Here is a 17,131-nt window from a genome sequence, read left to right on the forward strand (position 1 = left end):
CCGGCGGTGGACGGGCTGCCCGACCCGGCGGCGGACGGGCCGTCAGAGTCGGCGCAGCCGCTCGTCGTCGGAGGTGCGCGGGCAGGTCAGGCAGGCGGCGGCCGCCGGCTCGACCGCGTAGTAGAGGCAGCAGCCGAGCCGGGTGCGGGTGTGGTGGCCGCGCCCGTCGGGGGTGTGCAGGCGGCGGAAGTCGGCGGCGCCCGGGAGCGGCTGGGTGCCGCCGGGAAGGACGGCCCCGGCGGCGGCGACGGCGGCGTCCTCCTCGCCGAGCATCCGGCCGAGGTACCAGAGGGCGGAGGCGAGGTCGTCCGTCACCATGCCCCAGAGCGCGCGGTCGTGGCGCCGGGTGGGGCGGGCGAACGCGGTGAGCACCGGGCCGACGTGCGCGACCACGGCGGCGCGCAGTTCGGCGCGGAGTTCGTCGTCGCCGGGGAGGGCGACGTGTTCGCGCGGTCGCAGCGCGAGCGCGCCGGTGGGAGCGTGCAGCCAGAGGTCACCGGGGTCGACGACGGGGACCCGTCGGGCGAGGTGCCAGGGGCCCGCGACGATCAGGCAGGCCGACCAGACGTAGTGGTGGAGCAGCCGGGAGGCGGTGACGTGGGGCCGGGGGGAGCGGCCGTGCTCGGCGGCGATGCGGGCTTCCTCGCCGGCCAGGACGGCCGCCAGTGCCCGTTCGTCGGCGGCGATTTCGGCTCCGGAGTACCAGCCGTCGGCGGCGGACGGGGCGGCCTCGCCGCCGTCGAGCAGACGCAGCTCCAACACGGGGCACAGCTCCAGCAGCCGCCGGTAGTCGCCGGTCAGCGCCGACGAGGCCACGACGGGCAGCACGCCCACGGGTGCGACGGGCGGGGCGCCGTGGGGCGCGCCGGGCGGGGCGCCGCAAGGCCCGGCGGGCAGGGGTGTTCCGGGAACCATCGACACTCCCGAGATCGATTCCGTATGATCGATTAAGGTGAGGCTCACCTTACAATGCCTCATGCCGCCCGGCGACCCCCCGCAGGACCTCGATCGGCGTTGCGCCCCGCTTCGATCCGCGCCCCGACCAAGCCTCGGTGCGCACACGATCCACACATCGGACCGCCCGACCCGAGCTTGACGAAGTTAGGTAAACCTAACCTAAGATCTTGTCTCGTGTTGAGAACCGATCCGCCGACTTCCACAGCCCCGGCGACGCCCCGTTCCTCGGCGGTCCGGCGACCCCTGCTGCTGGCCGCCGGCGCGGGCGCGCTCGTGCTGTGCACCGCCCTGAGCCTCGCGCTGGGCTCCCGATCCGTCCCGCTGTCGACCGTCGTGGACGCCCTCACCGGCGCCGCCCACGGCGGCGACGCCGACGTGGTGACGGGCCTTCGGGTGCCGCGCACGCTCATCGGACTGGCCGTCGGGGCCGCGCTCGGCGTCGCCGGGGCGGTCGCCCAGGGCGTCACCCGCAACCCGCTGGCCTCCCCCATCACCCTCGGCATCAACGCCGGCGCGAGCCTCGCCGTGGTCGCCGCGATCTACACGCTGGGCCTCTCCCGCCCGGTCGAGTACGTCTGGTTCGCCTTCGCCGGAGCGGCCGTCGCCGCCGTCTCCGCTTACGCGATGTCCCAGCGCGGCGGGGGCCTCGACCCGGTCCGGCTCGCCCTCGGCGGCACCGTCCTCACCGTCGTGCTCACCTCCTGGACCTCCGCGCTGATGCTGGCCAGTCACCGCACGCTGGACGAGGCCCGGTTCTGGCTGGCCGGCTCGATCGCCGGGCGGCACCTGGACACCCTCACCCCCGTCCTGCCCTTCCTCGCGCTCGGCCTGGTCGGCGCCCTCGCCGTCTCGCCCGCACTCAACGCGCTGGCGCTCGGCGACGAGACCGCGCAGTCCCTGGGCGTGCCGGTGGCGCGGATCCGGATCGTCGGCGGGCTGGCCGTGGTGCTGCTCGCGGGCGGCGCGGTGGCAGTCGCCGGACCGGTGGCGTTCATCGGACTGGCAGCCCCGCACCTCGTCCGCCCGCTGCTCGGCAACGACCACCGCTGGCTGCTGCCGGGCTGCCTGATCGCCGGTCCGCTCCTGCTGCTCGCCGCCGATGTGCTCGGCCGCCTGGTGGTCCGCCCGTCCGAGATCGAGGTCGGCATCGTGACAGCGTTCCTCGGCGCGCCGCTGCTCGCGGTGCTGGCCCGGAAGGTGGCCCGGTGACCGCGCTCGCGCTGCCCGCCCGGGCACTCTCCCGCCGCCGGGCCCGTACCGCCCTGTGGTCGCTGGTGGCCGCCGCACTGCTCGTGCTGCTGACCGGCATCGCGCTCGGCACCGGCCAGGTCGACATCTCCGTGTGGGACGCCCTGCGCGCCCTCGCCGGACAGGGCGACCCCGGCAACGTCCTGGTGGTGCAGCAGTTCCGGGCGCCCCGCGTCGTCTCGGCGCTGGTCGCGGGCGCCGGGCTGGCGATGGCCGGGTCGATGCTGCAGCGGCTGTTCCGCAACCCACTGGCCGCCCCCGACACCATCGGCATCACCGGCGGCGCCTCCTTCGGCGCGGTGCTGATGCTCGCGGCCGGCGCCTCCCAGCAGTTGATCCCGCTGGCCGCGGTCGGCGGCGGGCTGCTCGCGGCGCTGCTGCTCGGCGGCTTCGCCTGGCGCTCGAAGATGGCCGTCACCCGACTGGTGCTGGTCGGTCTGGCGGTGCAGCAGGGCCTGGCCGCCGCCGTGAACCTGATGATCGTGCGGTTCCCGGCCGAGCTGGCCTCCTCGGCACTGCAGTGGACCACCGGCTCGCTCTACGGCCGCAACTGGACCGAGGTGTGGATCGGCGGCACCGCCATCGCCCTGGCCTCCGTCGCCGCGCTGCTCTGCCAGCGGCGCGTCGCCGTGCTCGACCTCGGCGACGACTCGGCCGGCGGTCTCGGCCTCGACCCGGCCCGGGACCGGCTCCGGCTGCTCCTGCTCACCATCACCCTCGCCTCGCTGGCCGCCGCCCTCACCGGGCCGGTCGCCTTCGTCGCGCTCGCCGTCCCCCACCTGGTCCGGCTCCTCGCCGGACCGCCCACCCTCGGCACGCTCGGCCTCACCGCGCTCACCGGCGCCGTGCTGCTGCTCTCCGCCGACCTCCTGGTCCTCCACGTGATCCCCGTCCACGGCCTGCCGGTCGGTGCCGTCACCGCCACCCTCGGCGCGCCCTGGCTCCTGGTGCTGATGATCCGCCAGGGCCGGCTTCCCCAGAGGAGCAGCTGATGACCTCCGTCGAGACGCCCGCGGCGACCCCCGGCTCCCATGGCACGTCCCCCGGCGCCACGCGCGCCGCGACCCCCGGCGCCGCTCCCGGCGGCCCCGCCGCCGCGACCGCCAACCGGCTCGCCGCCCGGGGCCTCGGCCTGCGCTACGGCGACCGGACCATCGTCGACGGGCTCGACCTCGAACTGCCCGGCGACGCCGTCACCGCGATCGTCGGCCCCAACGCCTGCGGCAAGTCGACCCTGCTGCGCGGGCTCGTCCGCCTGCTCGACCCGGCCACCGGGACGGTCACCCTGGACGGCGCGGACATCCACCGGATGCCGGCCCGGGCGCTCGCCAAGCGGATGGGCCTGCTGCCGCAACAGCCGGTCACCCCCGAGGCGGTCACCGTCGAGGCGCTGGTGCGGCTCGGGCGCTACCCGCACCAGCGGATGCTCAGCCCGTGGTCCAAGGCCGACCAGGCCGCCGTCGAGGAGGCGCTCCAGCGCACCGGCACCGCCGAACTGCGCGACCGGCAGGTCGACCACCTCTCCGGCGGGCAGCGCCAGCGGGTCTGGATCGCGCTCGCGCTCGCCCAGGAGACCGACCTGCTGCTGCTCGACGAGCCCACCACCTTCCTGGACCTCCGTCACCAGCTCGACGTGCTCGACCTGGTCGCCGACCTGCACGCCGAGGCCGGGCGCACCGTCGTCATGGTGCTGCACGACCTCGGGCAGGCCGCCCGGTACGCCGACCACCTCGTGGTGCTGAAGGACGGACGGCTCGCGGCCGCCGGCCCGCCGGCCGAGGTGCTGACGGCCGAGCTGGTGGAGGCCGTCTTCCAGGTGCCGTGCCGGGTCGTGCCCGATCCGGAGACCGGCACGCCACTGGTCGTGCCACGGGCGCGGGTCCGGCCGTCCGGCGCCGGGGGCGCCTCGTCCGCCGACTGAGTTTCACCGCGCCCCTCCCCTCCCCCCTTTTACCCGTCCCATTGTTCGACTCGATCCAAGGAACCCCGATGAACCGCCGACTCCCCGTCACCGCCCTGGCCGTCGCCCTCTCGACCACCCTGCTCGCCGCGTGCGGCAGCAACGGGGACGGCGCCAAGTCGGGCGGCGACTCCGCGTCCTCCTCCGCCTCGGCCGGCACCGCCGCCGGGTTCCCGCGCAGCGTCAAGCACGCCGCCGGCACCGCCGAGATCAAGAGCGCGCCCAAGCGCGTCGTGGTCCTGGACAGCGGCGAACTGGACGACGTCACCCTGCTCGGCATCACCCCGGTCGGCGCGGTGTCCCCGCACATGAAGACCGAGGGCGGGTTCCCGAACTACCTCAAGGACAAGATCAAGGACACCAAGGACGTCGGCCCGATGAACGAGCCGAACCTGGAGCTGATCGCCTCCCTCAAGCCCGACCTGATCCTCTCCTCCAAGGTCCGGCACGCCAAGGTGTACTCCCAGCTGAACGCCATCGCCCCGACCGTGCTGGCCGAGACCACCGGCTTCCCGTGGAAGGAGAACCTGGCCCTGTACGCCCAGGCGCTCGGCAAGGAGGACGAGGCGAAGAAGGCGGTCGCGGACTACGAGGCGCGGGCGAAGAAGCTCGGCGAGGAGATCAAGGCCAAGTACAACGGGACGATGCCGACCGCGTCGGTGGTCCGCTTCGTGGCCGGCCCGACCCGCCTCTACGCCAAGTCCTCCTACAGCGGCGTGGTCCTCAAGGACGTCGGCCTGGGCCGCCCGGCCCCGCAGGACGTCGACCAGAACATCGTCGAGGTCAGTGCCGAGCAGATCAACCAGGCCGACGCCGACCTCGTGTTCGTGACCACCGCCGACGACCCGACCAAGACCAAGGAGAGCGAGGTCCAGCAGACCCCGGTCTGGCAGGGCCTGAACGCCGTCAAGAACGGCAAGGTCTTCAACGTCCCGGACGAGACCTGGATGTCCGGCATCGGCGTGCAGGCCGCCGACGCGATGCTCGTCGACATCGCCAAGGCTGCGGGCGTGGACGCGCCCAAGTAGCCGTCCCGCCGGCGGCGGCGAACGGATGTCAGCCGACAGCTGACGGACGACGGATCACGGATCACGGACAACAGAAAACAGATGACAGGCGACAGATAACAGAGTTCGAAAGTTGTCTGCTGTCATTCGTTCGCCCACCAGTCTTCACCATATCCACAACTCTCCCCCGCACTTTCTACGCACTCCTTTCGAGGACCCCGAGGACCCCCTCCATGCGGCTCTACCTGCTCGCCCTGAACCCCACCGACTCGGTCACCGCCGGCTTCCTGCCCGCCGCGGCCCGCCTCGACCTCGACGTCACCGTCCTCACCGACTGCCCCGAACCCCACCGCCAGGCGTACGCCTCGCTTCCCGGCCCCGCCCCCGAGGTCCTGGAGTGCGACGTCCGCGACTTCCGCGCCGTCGTCAGCCTGATCTCGCGCCGCGGCGAGGCCTCCCCCGCCCACGCCCCCGACGCGGTGTTCAGCAACAGCGACCACCTGCAGACCCAGACCGCCCTGGCCGCCGAGTACTTCGGCCTCCCGGCCAAGGACTGGAAGGCCGCACTGCGCGCCAAGGACAAGGGCCAGCTGCGCCGGCACCTCGCCGTGAGCGGCCGCGACACCGTCTGGTCCGCCGAGGTCGCCCCCGGGCAGGACCCGGCCGAACTCGACCCGCCGTTCCCCTGCGTGGTCAAACCGCGCGAGGGGGTCGCCAGCGAGGACGTCACCCTGGTCTCCGACACCGCCGAACTCGCCCAGCGCTGCAAGGAGATCCAGCACCGCAGGGACGGCGCCACCCTGGTGGTCGAGGAGTTCCTGGACGGACAGCTGTGCACCCTGGAGACCCTCGGCGACGGCCGCCGCCGACACGTCCTCGGTGGTTTCCGGACCAGGCTCTCCCCGCCCCCGGACTTCATCGAGGAGGTGCTCACCTTCGTCCCGGCACACCCCCGGCCGGTGGTCGACCAGGTGCTCGCCCAGCTCGACGCTCTCGGCGTCGGACTCGGCGCCTGCCACACCGAGTTCGTCGTCCAACCGGACGGCCGTGCCCGCATCATCGAGGTCAACTATCGCGCCATCGGCGACCAGTGCGACCTGATGCTCGCCGAGATCCTCGACATACCCCTGTTCGAGCTCGTCCTCGGTGCGCACCTGGGCCGCGAGTTGCCCGCCGACCTGGCCGAGCGGTGCGCCGCCACCCCCCGCCGGGCCCGCAACGAGGTCGTCTGCGCCGACCGCGCCGGCGTCCTCACCGCCGCCCCCGGCCCGTACGACGAGGAGCGCGACGGCGTCCGGCTCGCCTACCGCCCGCTGCGCCCGATCGGCGAACGCCACGAGCACTACCGCACCAACCGCGACTACCTGGGCGTCGTCTGGGCCGTCGGCACGGACCAGGGCGCGGTGGACGCCGCGGTCGCCCGCTTCCTCGCCACCAACCGCTGGGAGATCACGCCGTGACCGTCGGAGACCGTCCCGCATCCGGCGGGGCCCACCCCCTGAGCCCCGCCGAGCAGCTCACCCTGCGCGTGCTCTCCGCCCTGCTGCGCGAGGACGTCCTCGGGCTGCGTACGCGCGGCGCCGTCGAGGAGCGCCCGGACGGCCTCTGGCTGACCGTGCCCGAGCCGCGACCCGAGCCGCGACCCGAACCGCAGCCCGAGGCGCAACTCGCCCTGCCGGTGGAGCCGGAGGGCTTCCAGTGCGAGTACGCCGCCCGGCTGCCGCTGCTGGAACTCGGCGGGCGCCGGATCACCGGCCCGGACGCCGTCGTGGCGGCCCTCGCCGAGCTGGCCGAGCCCGAGGACCGGGCCGGCTGGACGGCCTTCACCGAGGAGTGCCGCCAGACCCTCGCCACCATGGAGCTGCACGAGCGCTCCCGCCCGGAGGTGCACGAGCGGCTGAGCGACCTTTACGGCGCCGATCCCGCCGACTGGACCGGGCTCACCGCCGCCCTCGGCCACGACGCCCTGGCCGCCTACCTCGACCACCCGGTCTACCCCACGGCGCGCGGCCGATCCGGTCTCACCGAGCGCGAACTGCGCGCCTACGCACCGGAGTTCCACCCTTCTTTCGAACTGCGCTGGCTTGCCGTCCCGGCCGGTGCGCTGACCGTCCACGGCGAGCAGCCGCTGCCGAGCTGGTGGCCCACCCCGGCCCGGCTCGGCCTCGCGGACCAGTGCCCCGGCGACGACTGGGCCACCCTGCCCGTCCACCCGCTCACCGTCGGCGCGTCGCTGGACGAGGCGCTGGCGGCCACCGGCCTGACCGGCCGCGCGGTGCTCGCCGAGCGGCCGTACCTGACCGTCGTCCCGACCCTGTCCATGCGCACCGTCGCCGTCTCCGACGACCCCACCTGCCACCTCAAGCTCCCGCTCGCCACCGCCACCCTCGGCGCCCGCAACCGGCGCACCATCAAGCCCGGCACGCTGATCGACGGAGCCGCCGGCCAGCGACTCATCGAAGCCGTCCTGGACCGCGAGCCGCGCTTCGCCGGCCGGATCCTGCACGTCGACGAGCAGTGCTGGGCCCACGCCGGCCACGAACTGCTCGCCGTCCTGCTGCGCCGCTACCCGGCCGGGCTGGAACAGGCGTCGACCGTCCCGCTCGCCGCCCTGCAGGCCCCCGCGCCCGACGGCCGGCTGGTCATCGACCACCTCGCCGACCGCTACTACCACGGCGACGTGCCGGCCTGCTACGACGCCCTGTTGGAGCTGCTGCTCGGCTGGCAGAGCACACTGTTCGGCTACGGCATCGCCCTTGAGTCGCACCAGCAGAACACCTCGCTGGTGCTCGACCGGCACGGCCTGCGGCTGCTCTACAAGGACGACGACGGCCCGCGCGTGCACACCACCCGGATGACCGCAGCCCTCGGTGAACTGGCGCCAGGCCCGGGCGAGTTCGACGACCCCCGGATCTTCGGCGAGGACGACCGGGCGCTGACCGACCTCTTCGCCACCATCACCGGCCACCTGTGCACCGCCTCCCTCGCCTTCGGCCTCGCCGACCACGGCCGGGGAGAACTCCCGGACCTCCTCGCCCTGTTGCGCAAGCGCACGGCGGAGGCCGTCGAACGGATCGGACCGACGGGCGAACCCCTGCGCGCGGCCCTGCTGGACGCCGAGCGGCTGCCGGTCAAGGCCATGGTCACCGCCGGCACGCTGCTCAGCAAGCAGCGCTCGGGCGCCGCCGACATCAACAAGCACTACACCAGCGGCCCGAACTACCTGCGCGACCACCCGGTCGACCACCCGGGCCACCACCCGCGGGGCCCCCTGCGCGACCACCCGGGCCACCACCCGCGGGGCCCCCTGGGCGGACACCCGGTCGACCACCGGGGCGACCGGCCCGGCGACCGCCCGGCCTGCCGGGTCCGCACGGACGGGACCGCCCGATGACCGTGGACACCCTGCCGCAGCAGCCCCGGACCGCGGCCGCGCCCCCCGGCGGGCTCGGCCGGCGCCAGGTGCACGCCGTCGCGGCCTGCTACTTCGTCGCCTCCTTCGCCGCGCTCGGCCTCCCGCCCTACCTGACCGCGATCCTGCCCGGGCTCGGCGACTCGCAGGCCCGGTGGGCGGGGGTGCTCTACATCGTCCCGACGGTGTTCAGCGCGCTCGGCGCACCCCTGTGGGGCCGCCTGGCCGACCGCTTCGGCCGCAAACGCCTACTGCTGCGCGCCCAACTCGGGCTCACCGTCTCCTTCCTGCTGGCCGGAGCCGCCGACAGCCTGCCCGCCTTCACCCTCGCGCTGGTCCTCCAGGGCTTCCTCGGCGGCACCTTCGCCGCCACCAACGGCTACCTGGCGGCCGCGCTCGACGGGCCCCGGCTCTCCCGCGCCCTCACCCTGATGCAGGGCAGCGCCCGGGCGGCCCTGGTGGCCGCGCCGATCCTGGTCGGGGCGCTCTCACCGTGGGTCGGCCCGCACCGCCAGTACCTGGTGATGGCCGTCCTCCCCCTCGCGGCCGCGGTGTTCCTGTCGCTGCTGCCCGAGCCGGAGCACCCGGAGGCCCCCGAGGCCGCCCCGGGCCGGGACGCCGAGAAGCCCGCCACGACGCCGCTCCTGCCGCTCTACGCCTTCGAGTTCGCGTTCGTCTTCGCCACGGTCATCTCCTTCCCCTACCTCATCGCCCTTGCCCAGCAGCGTCTGCCCGGCGTGGACGGCACCACCACCGGCGTGCTCTTCGCGCTGCCGCACCTGTGGTACCTGGTGTTCGCCGCCCGCACCCACACGGTGTTCCACTCCCGCCCGCACACCGGCATCGCGCTCGGTTTCGGCTTCGTCGCGCTCGGCCTGGCCGGGCACGCCGTCGCGTACTCGCTGCCCGTCTTCATCGCGGTGCGGCTGCTGCTCGGGATCGGGCTCACGCTGGGCCTCGTCTGCCTCGCCGTCCTTGCCGCCGGGGCCGCCAAGGGCCGCCCGCCCGGCCGGATGTTCGGCACCCTCGAACTCGTCTCCAAGGGTGGCGCCGTCGCCGCCGGCGCTGTCGCCGCGCTGGCCAACGGGCGTTTCGGCGCCGCCGCCCCCGTGGTGGCCGGCACCGCCGCCGCCCTGCTGGCCGCCCTCGCGGCCACCGCACTCACCCTCCCGTCCGTCCGCCAGCGCTGGAGTCGCCGATGACCCGCGAGCCGCACACCCGTGAGCCGAACGCCCGCATGCAGGACACCCGTACGCGGAGCACTCGCCCGCAGGACACCCGTACGCAGGACACCTGCCCGCAGAGCACCCGTGAGCCGATGAACCACGAACTCCCCACCGCCGACGACGCGGTGGCCCACACCCTGCTGAACTGCCTGCTCCGCGAGGTCTCCGCGCCCGAGCACCAGACCGCCGTCGACGACGGACGCCTGCTGCTGCGCCTGCCCCGCCGCGGCGCCCTGCTGCGCGTCGCCCTGCGCCGCACGTCGCTGCTCGGCGCGCACCGCTTCTCCGGGCCGGTCGAGGTCGAACAGGACGGCGGGTGGCGCGAGTTGGGCTGGCGCGAGCTGGCCGAACACGTCCAGGGCGAACTGGAGCTGCGCACCGGCACGGTGAACGAGGAGTTCCTCGACCAGGTGGCGTCCAGCCACCACGGCGTCCGCCAGGGCCTGGACGGCCGTCCGGCCGCCGGGGGCGACCGCTACCTGGAGTCCGAGCAGGCCCTGCTGTTCGGCCACCGCTTCCACCCCGCGCCGAAGTCCCGCTCCGCCGCCCGCGGCGACTGGTGCGGGTACGCCCCCGAGTCCCGTGCCGCCTTCCCGCTGCGCCACCTCGCCGTCCGCCCCGGACTGCTCGCCGAGGAGTCGCTGGACGAGGGCGCCACCGCCCTGCTGGACGGGCTCGGCGAAGTCCCGGACGGCTACCGGCTGCTGCCCGTCCATCCCTGGCAGTACCAACTCATCGGCGACCACCCGCTGTTGCGCGACGCCATGGCCCGTGGAGAAATCCTCGACCTCGGCCCGCGCGGTGAGCGGTTCACCGCCACCGCCTCGGTGCGCACCCTGCACGGCACCGACGCCTTCCTCAAGTTCAGCCTCAACGTGCGCATCACCAACTGCCTCCGCAAGAACGCCGCTTACGAGCTCAGCGGTGCCGTCGCGCTCACCCGGCTGCTCACCCCCGCGCTCACCGACCTCGCCCGGCGCTTCCCCGACGCCGCGATGCTGCGCGAGCCGGCCTTCCGCACCCTCGCCCTGCCCGGCGCCGACGGCTGCCCTGACCTGGCGCTGTACGAGGGCTTCGGCCTGATCGTCCGCGAAGGCTTCGACGGCGTGCTGCGCCCCGGCGTCACCCCGCTGCTCGCGGCCGCCGTCGCCGACGAACACCCGACCAGCTCCGCACACATCTCCCGCCTGCTGGACGGGAGTCGGGACCGGTCCACGGACGGAGCCGCAGCCGGGACCGCGGACGGCCCGGCGGCACTGCGCTGGTGGCGCGCCTACCTGCGCCTGCTCCTCCCGCCCGTCCTCGCCGCCTACTTCGACCACGGCGTGGTGCTGGAGCCGCACCTGCAGAACGTGCTCATCGGCGTGGACGCCACCGGGCACCCCGTCCAGGTGCTCCTGCGCGACCTCGAGGGCACCAAGCTCGTCCCCGAACACAACGCCGACATCCTCGCCGAGCTCCCGCCCGAGGTCGCCGGCCCGATGACCTACGACGCCGAACGCGGCTGGGACCGGGTGGTCTACTGCCTGCTGGTCAACCACGTCTCCGAACTGCTCGCCGCGCTCGCCGACCGCCACCCCGAGCTGGAGTGCGCGCTCTGGCAGGCCGTCCGGGACACCCTGGAGGAGTACGCCGCCGCCCACGGCTGCCCGCCCCGGCTGAGCGCCCTGCTCGCCGGCGTCCCGCTGCCCGCCAAGGCCAACCTGCTGACCCGCTGGGAGCGCAAGGCCGACCGCGAGGCCGGCTACGTCCGACTGCCGTCCCCGCTGGCCGGCTCCGTCCTCGCCGAGGCCTCCCGCATGCCCGCCCACGTCCGTGCGGGCCTGCCCACCGACCTTCCCGCCGACCTCGCGACCAGCCGTCCCGCCGGCGCGGCCGTCCGCCTTCCCGCCGGGAGCACCGCCCGATGACCGAGACCGTCCGCAGCCGCGCCGCCGCCCTCGCGCCCGAGGAACTGCCCGCCTACCTCTACGACCTGGCCGCGCTGCGCGAGCACGCCGCCGCCGTCCGGGCCGCACTGCCCGAGCGGGTCGAGCTGTACTACGCCGCCAAGGCCAACCCGGAGGCGCCGCTGCTGACCGCGCTGCGCGACGCGGTCGACGGCTACGAGGTGTCCAGCGGAGGCGAGTTGGCGCACGTGCGGGCCGCCGTGCCGGACGCTCCGCTGGCCTTCGGCGGGCCGGGCAAGACCCCGGCGGAGATCGAGGCCGCGGTCGCGGCCGGGGTGCACCGCTGGCACGTGGAGAGCGAGCAGGAGCTGCACCGGCTCGCCGCCGTCCTCGCGGACCGGCCGGACACGACCGTGGACGTGCTGCTGCGGGTCAACCTGGCGGTCGCCACGGACGCGCTCGACGCGGTGCCGCTCGCGATGGGTGGACGCCCGACGCCGTTCGGCCTCGACCCCGAGCAGGCCGAGGAGTGCGTCCGGCTGCTCACCGGCGACGGCCCGCTGGGGCGGCGACTGCGCCTGCGCGGTGTGCACGCCCACCTGGCGAGCGGGCTCGCCGCGACGGAGCAGCTGTCGGTGGCCTCGCAGATCGTCGCCTGGTCGGCGGCGCTCGCCGGGCGGCTCGGCTTCCCGCTGGAGGAGGTCAACATCGGTGGCGGAATGGCCGTGGACTACGAGGACCCGGCCGCGCGCTTCGACTGGACGGCCTTCGGTGAAGGCCTGGCCAAGCTCCTCGACGCGCACCCCGGACTCACCCTGCGGATCGAGCCGGGCCGGGCACTGACCGCCTACTGCGGCTGGTACGCGACCGAGGTGCTGGACGTGAAGCAGAGCCACGGCGAGGACTTCGCCGTGGTCCGCGGCGGCACCCACCACCTGCGCACCCCCGCGACCCGGGGGCACTCCCAGCCCTTCGACGTGCTGCCGGTGTCCGCCTGGCCGCACCGGTGGCCGCGCCCCGCCGTCACCACCGGGCGCGCCACCCTGGCCGGGCAGTTGTGCACGCCCAAGGACGTCCTCGCCCGCGCCGCGGACGGCGCGGGCGGGCTGCGGGCGGCGGACCGCGTGCTGTTCGCCATGGCCGGCGCGTACGCGTGGAACATCTCCCACCACGAGTTCCTGATGCACCCCCGCCCCGGCTTCCACTACCTGGGCGGCTGACGGGGTCGAGGGGGACCACCCGCAGCGGGACGGATGTCGGCGAACGGCTTTCCGCCGACGGATTCCAGCGGACGGATTCCAGCGGACAGAGGTCGAATTCCGTCAGCTGGAATCCGTTCGCTCCCACCTGTCCGCGGTCTCCCGCTCGCTCTCCGTTGCCGGCCGCCCCGCGCCCCCGTCCCCCGACCGCCCTCTTCCGCCACTCATGGGAGAGTGGTAGGCAGCGAAGGGAGCGCAAACGTGCTGATGGACAAGGTGGCGGAGATACTCGCCGAGGCATCGGCCGAGGCGGTGGAGCCGCGCTTCCGGGCGCTGGCCGCCGGCGAGGTGATGGAGAAGGCGCCCGGCGAGGTCGTGACGATCGCCGACCGGGAGGCCGAGGCCATCATCGCCCGCCGCCTGTACGAGCTGCTGCCGGTCCCCGTGGTCGGCGAGGAGGCGGTCTCCGCGGATCCCTCGCTCGCCCAGGCCCTCCACGACGAGCCTGCCGCCTGGCTGGTCGACCCGGTCGACGGCACCTCGAACTTCGTGGCCGGCCGCCCCGAGTACGCCGTGATGTGCTCGCTCGTCCGCGACGGCCGGACGGTCGCCTCCTGGATCTGGCAGCCCGCCACCGCCACCGCCTACCGGGCCGAGCTGGGCTCGGGCGCCTGGCGCGACGGCGAGCGCCTCACCCGCCCGCCCGCACCCCGGGACGCCGCGAAGCTGCGCGGCTCGGTGAAGAGCCGCTACCTCAACCCCGAGCACCGCACCCGCCTGCAGGCCAACGTCGCGGCCTTCGGCGACATCTCCCCGGGTCGGCATGCCGCCGGGATCGAGTACCCGGACCTCATCGAGGGCCGTTTCGACTTCCTGCTCTACTGGCGCACCCTCCCCTGGGACCACGCCCCCGGCTCCCTGCTCGTCACCGAGGCGGGCGGCGTCTCGGCCCGCCTGGACGGCAGCCCGTACCGTCCCGAGGCGCCCGGCTGCGAGGACGGCCTCCTGGTCGCCTCGGACCCCGACACCTGGGAGCTCAGCCGCAGGGTCCTCCTGGGCGACTGACCCGCCCGGGGCCGACCGGTCCCGGCGGCCTGCCGCCCCGCCCGCCCGACCGTCCCGCCTGCCCGACCGTCCCGACCGCCCCGCCTGCCCGGCGCCGGTCGGCCGGCCGCCCCACCGCTCCTACCCCGCGCGCTCCCCCGCCACCTTGCGGCCCGCGCCGACCACCTCCCGCAGCAGCGCGCCGACCTCGCCCGCCGTCGTGTGCGGGTTGAGCAGCGTGAGCTTCAGCCGCACCCGACCCGGCCCGGCCCCCGGCAACTCCGTACGGCCCACCACCGCCCGGCCGGTGCGTAGCAGCAGGCGCCGCAGCCGGCCGTTCATCTCGTCCAGCGTCGCCTCGTCCGTCACGCCGGGCGGGCGGTAGCGGAAGAGGACGGCGGTGAGGACGGGCTCGGCGTGGAGTTCGAGCGAGGGGTCGGCGCGGACGGCGTCCGCGGCCGCGTGGGCCAGGTCGTGGCAGGCGTCGACGAGGCGGCCGAGGCCGTCCCGGCCGAGGGTGCGCAGGGTGACGGCGAGTTTGAAGGCGTCGGCGCGGCGGGTGGTGCGCAGCGAGCGGCCGAGCAGGCTGGGGTAGCCGGCCTGTTCGTCGTCGACCGGGTTGAGGTATTCGGCACGGCGGGCGAGCGAGACGTAGGTTTCGGCGCGGCGGACCAGGAAGACCCCGGCGGCGGCCGGCTGCCAGCCGAGTTTGTGCCAGTCGAGGGAGACGGAGTCGGCGCGGGCGATGCCGTCGAGCAGCGGGGCGAGCCGGTCGGAGAGGAGTGCCCCGCCGCCGTACGCGGCGTCCACGTGGAGCCAGGCGCCGTACCGGGCGGCGAGGTCGGCGGCTGCGGCGAGCGGGTCGATCGCTCCGGTGTCGGTGGTGCCGGCGGTGGCGACCAGGGCGATCGGGGTCCGGCCCGCCCAACCGGCCTCGGCCAGCGCCCGTTCCAACTCGCTCTCCCGCATCCGGAGTTGCCGGTCGACCGGGACGGGGACGACGGCCCGTTCGCCGAGCCCGAGCAGTGCGGCGGCGCGCTGGACGGAGAAGTGTGCCGCCTCGGAGGCGATGATGCAGGGGCGGACGCCGGGCGGGAGTCCGTCCAACTCGACGATGCCGTCGAGCTTCTGGTCGCGCGCCAGCATGAGTCCCATCAGGTTGGACTCGGTGCCGCCGGAGGTGAGGACTCCGGCGGAGCGCTGCGGGTCGTAGCCGACCAGTTCGGCGAGTTCGGCGAGCAGGGAGGTTTCCAGGGCGGTGGCCGCGGGGGCCTGGTCCCAGGAGTCCTGGGAGGGGTTGAGGGCGCTCACGGCGAGGTCCGCCGCGGCGGCGACGGCCAGCGGCGGGCAGTGCAGGTGCGCGGCGCACGCCGGGTCGGCGGGGTCGGCGGCGCCGTAGGCGAGGAGTTCGGTGAGCCGGGCGAGCGCGCCGCGTCCGCCGGCGTCGGCGAGGGCGTCGCGGACCAGCGCGGCGATCTCGGCCGGGCTGCCCGCGGGCAGTGGTCCGGAGCGCATGGCGATGCCCGCGTCGAGGGAGTCCAGGACGGTGGCCAGGAGGGGTCCGAGCGCACCGGGGCCGCCCGCACCGCCCGCCAGGGCGTCCGGCGGGACGTCACCCTCGGGCAGCCCGACCGGACCGGACGCGGGCCGACTCACCGCTCCTTCCTTCCCGCGCCGCCGGCAGTAGCGGCGGCGACCGCCTGTGCCCCGGGAGCAGCGGTGCCCCTCCCTGCCCCGGGAGCAGCGGTGCCCCTTCCCGCGCCGGGAGCGGAGGCGGCCGCGATCGCCTCCGCCAACCGGTCGAGCACCGCCGTGACCTGCTCGTCCGTGATGGTGAGCGGCGGGAGCAGCCGCAGCACCGCGTCGTGGCGGCCGCCGAGTTCGACGATCAGGCCTCGTTCCAGGCACGCCTCCCGCACCCGTACGGCGAGCGCCGGGTCGGCCGGGTGGGCGCCGCAGGTGTCGGCCGGAGCCGACGGGTCGACCAGTTCGATGCCGAGCATCAGCCCCCGGCCGCGCACGTCGCCGATCACCGGCAGTTCGGCCGCGAGTTCGCGCAGTCGGGCCGCCATCCGATCGCCGACGGCGCCCGCGCGCTCGGCCAGCCCGTGCGCGGCGACGTACCGCAGGGTCGCGGCGCCGGCGGCCATGGCGAGGGTGTTGCCGCGGAAGGTGCCGGTGTGGGCGCCGGGCTGCCAGCCGTCGTAGTCCTCGCGGTAGACGACGACGGCGAGCGGCAGGCTGCCGCCGATGGCCTTGGAGAGGACCATGGCGTCCGGGACGATGCCGCTGTGCTCGACCGCCCACATCGCGCCGGTGCGGCCGACGCCGGTCTGGACCTCGTCGACGATCAGCGGGATGCCGCGGTCGGCGGTGATCCGGCGCATGTCGCGCAGCCAGCCGTCGGGCGCGGGCACGACGCCGCCCTCGCCCTGGACGGCTTCCAGCACCATCGCCGCGGGCGGCACCACGCCGCCCGACGGGTCGTCCAGCAGCCGCTCGACGTACGTCGCGGCGAGTCCGGTGCCCGCCTCGCCGCCGACGCCGAAGGGGCACCGGTAGCCGTACGGGTAGGGCAGCCGGGCGACCTCGCCGCCGCTGGGCAGCGGTTCCTTGACGGCGACGTTGCCGGTGAGCGCGAGGGCGCCGGCGGTCATGCCGTGGTACCCGCCGGTGAAGGCGAGCGCGCCGGAGCGGCCGGTGGCGGTCTGCATCAGCTTGAGCGCGGCCTCGACGGCGTCCGTGCCGGCCGGGCCGCAGAAGTGCACCCGGGCGCGGGCGGCGAACTCGGCGGGCAGGCTTTCGAACAGTGCGCTGGTGAAGTCGTCCTTCTCGGCGGTGGCGAGGTCGAGCAGGTGCAGCGGTGCGCCGCTGTCGAGGGTGCGGCGGATGGCCTCCAGCACCACGGGGTGGTTGTGGCCGAGGGCGAGCGTGCCGGCGCCGGAGAGGCAGTCGAGGTAGCGCCGCCCGTCGGCACCCTCGACGGTCATGCCGTTGGCGCGGACCGGGACGATCGGGAAGGAGCGGGCGTACGTTCTGGCGGCGGATTCGCGGACGCGCTGACGGCGCAGGATGGCCTCACCGCCGGCGGGGGTCGGCGCCGCGGCGCCGGACGCGGTCGGGCCGCCGGACGCGGTGGGAGCGCCGGAGGCGGCCTGGGCAGGTACGGCAGCGAGCGACACGACAAAC

Annotated in this window: 13 protein-coding genes; 10 read left to right on the forward strand and 3 right to left on the reverse strand. The window is 75.0% G+C overall.

From position 1 onward, the window contains the following. Nucleotides 1–42 precede the first annotated feature (42 nt). Nucleotides 43–834 carry a (2Fe-2S)-binding protein gene (locus tag IF30_RS0108330; RefSeq protein WP_030234178.1) on the reverse strand — a complete coding sequence of 264 codons (792 nt, stop codon included), beginning with the start codon at nt 832–834 and terminating at the stop codon, nt 43–45. Between the two features lie 366 nt (nt 835–1,200). On the opposite strand from IF30_RS0108330, the gene IF30_RS0108335 reads away from it, so the two are divergent. The 10 genes from IF30_RS0108335 to IF30_RS0108380 all read left to right on the forward strand — a co-directional run bounded on the left by IF30_RS0108335 (nt 1,201) and on the right by IF30_RS0108380 (nt 13,963). Then, on the forward strand, nt 1,201–2,166 hold the full coding sequence (locus IF30_RS0108335; protein ID WP_234322636.1) for a FecCD family ABC transporter permease: 966 nt from the start codon (nt 1,201–1,203) through the stop codon (nt 2,164–2,166). Then, nucleotides 2,163–3,197: an iron ABC transporter permease gene (locus IF30_RS0108340; protein WP_030234184.1), complete on the forward strand. Its 1,035-nt coding sequence runs from the start codon at nt 2,163–2,165 to the stop codon at nt 3,195–3,197. Before IF30_RS0108335 ends, IF30_RS0108340 begins: the two co-directional genes overlap by 4 nt. Beyond that, the gene (locus tag IF30_RS0108345) at nt 3,197–4,126 is read left to right on the forward strand and encodes an ABC transporter ATP-binding protein (protein ID WP_078891225.1); all 930 of its coding nucleotides are present in this window, start codon (nt 3,197–3,199) and stop codon (nt 4,124–4,126) included. Before IF30_RS0108340 ends, IF30_RS0108345 begins: the two co-directional genes overlap by 1 nt. Nucleotides 4,127–4,194: 68 nt before the next feature. After that, nucleotides 4,195–5,193 carry an ABC transporter substrate-binding protein gene (locus IF30_RS0108350; RefSeq protein WP_030234190.1) on the forward strand — a complete coding sequence of 333 codons (999 nt, stop codon included), beginning with the start codon at nt 4,195–4,197 and terminating at the stop codon, nt 5,191–5,193. Between the two features lie 212 nt (nt 5,194–5,405). Next, nucleotides 5,406–6,632, forward strand: coding sequence for an ATP-grasp domain-containing protein (locus IF30_RS0108355; protein ID WP_030234192.1), 1,227 nt, complete (start codon nt 5,406–5,408; stop codon nt 6,630–6,632). Continuing rightward, nucleotides 6,629–8,566, forward strand: a complete 1,938-nt coding sequence (locus IF30_RS0108360) for an IucA/IucC family protein (protein WP_063752538.1) — start codon at nt 6,629–6,631, stop codon at nt 8,564–8,566. Before IF30_RS0108355 ends, IF30_RS0108360 begins: the two co-directional genes overlap by 4 nt. Then, nucleotides 8,563–9,786: an MFS transporter gene (locus IF30_RS0108365; RefSeq protein ID WP_030234196.1), complete on the forward strand. Its 1,224-nt coding sequence runs from the start codon at nt 8,563–8,565 to the stop codon at nt 9,784–9,786. Before IF30_RS0108360 ends, IF30_RS0108365 begins: the two co-directional genes overlap by 4 nt. Before the next feature lie 116 nt (nt 9,787–9,902). Then, nucleotides 9,903–11,720 (forward strand): IucA/IucC family protein, encoded by a 1,818-nt coding sequence (locus IF30_RS0108370; protein WP_078891241.1) that lies wholly within the window; start codon nt 9,903–9,905, stop codon nt 11,718–11,720. Continuing rightward, the gene (locus tag IF30_RS0108375; protein ID WP_030234202.1) at nt 11,717–12,919 is read left to right on the forward strand and encodes a type III PLP-dependent enzyme; all 1,203 of its coding nucleotides are present in this window, start codon (nt 11,717–11,719) and stop codon (nt 12,917–12,919) included. Before IF30_RS0108370 ends, IF30_RS0108375 begins: the two co-directional genes overlap by 4 nt. 246 nt (nt 12,920–13,165) lie before the next feature. Further along, nucleotides 13,166–13,963, forward strand: coding sequence for an inositol monophosphatase family protein (locus IF30_RS0108380; RefSeq protein WP_030234204.1), 798 nt, complete (start codon nt 13,166–13,168; stop codon nt 13,961–13,963). 120 nt (nt 13,964–14,083) lie between these two features. On the opposite strand, the gene IF30_RS0108385 is transcribed toward IF30_RS0108380, so the two are convergent. Both IF30_RS0108385 and IF30_RS0108390 read right to left on the reverse strand, forming a co-directional pair. Next, on the reverse strand, nt 14,084–15,598 hold the full coding sequence (locus IF30_RS0108385; protein WP_234322628.1) for a pyridoxal phosphate-dependent decarboxylase family protein: 1,515 nt from the start codon (nt 15,596–15,598) through the stop codon (nt 14,084–14,086). Next, on the reverse strand, nt 15,595–17,016 hold the full coding sequence (locus IF30_RS0108390; RefSeq protein ID WP_051709545.1) for a diaminobutyrate--2-oxoglutarate transaminase: 1,422 nt from the start codon (nt 17,014–17,016) through the stop codon (nt 15,595–15,597). The genes IF30_RS0108385 and IF30_RS0108390 overlap by 4 nt, the downstream gene beginning before the upstream one ends. Between the last annotated feature and the right edge of the window lie 115 nt (nt 17,017–17,131).

This window comes from Streptomyces sp. NRRL S-350 (assembly GCF_000719705.1).
GTDB lineage: Bacteria > Actinomycetota > Actinomycetes > Streptomycetales > Streptomycetaceae > Kitasatospora.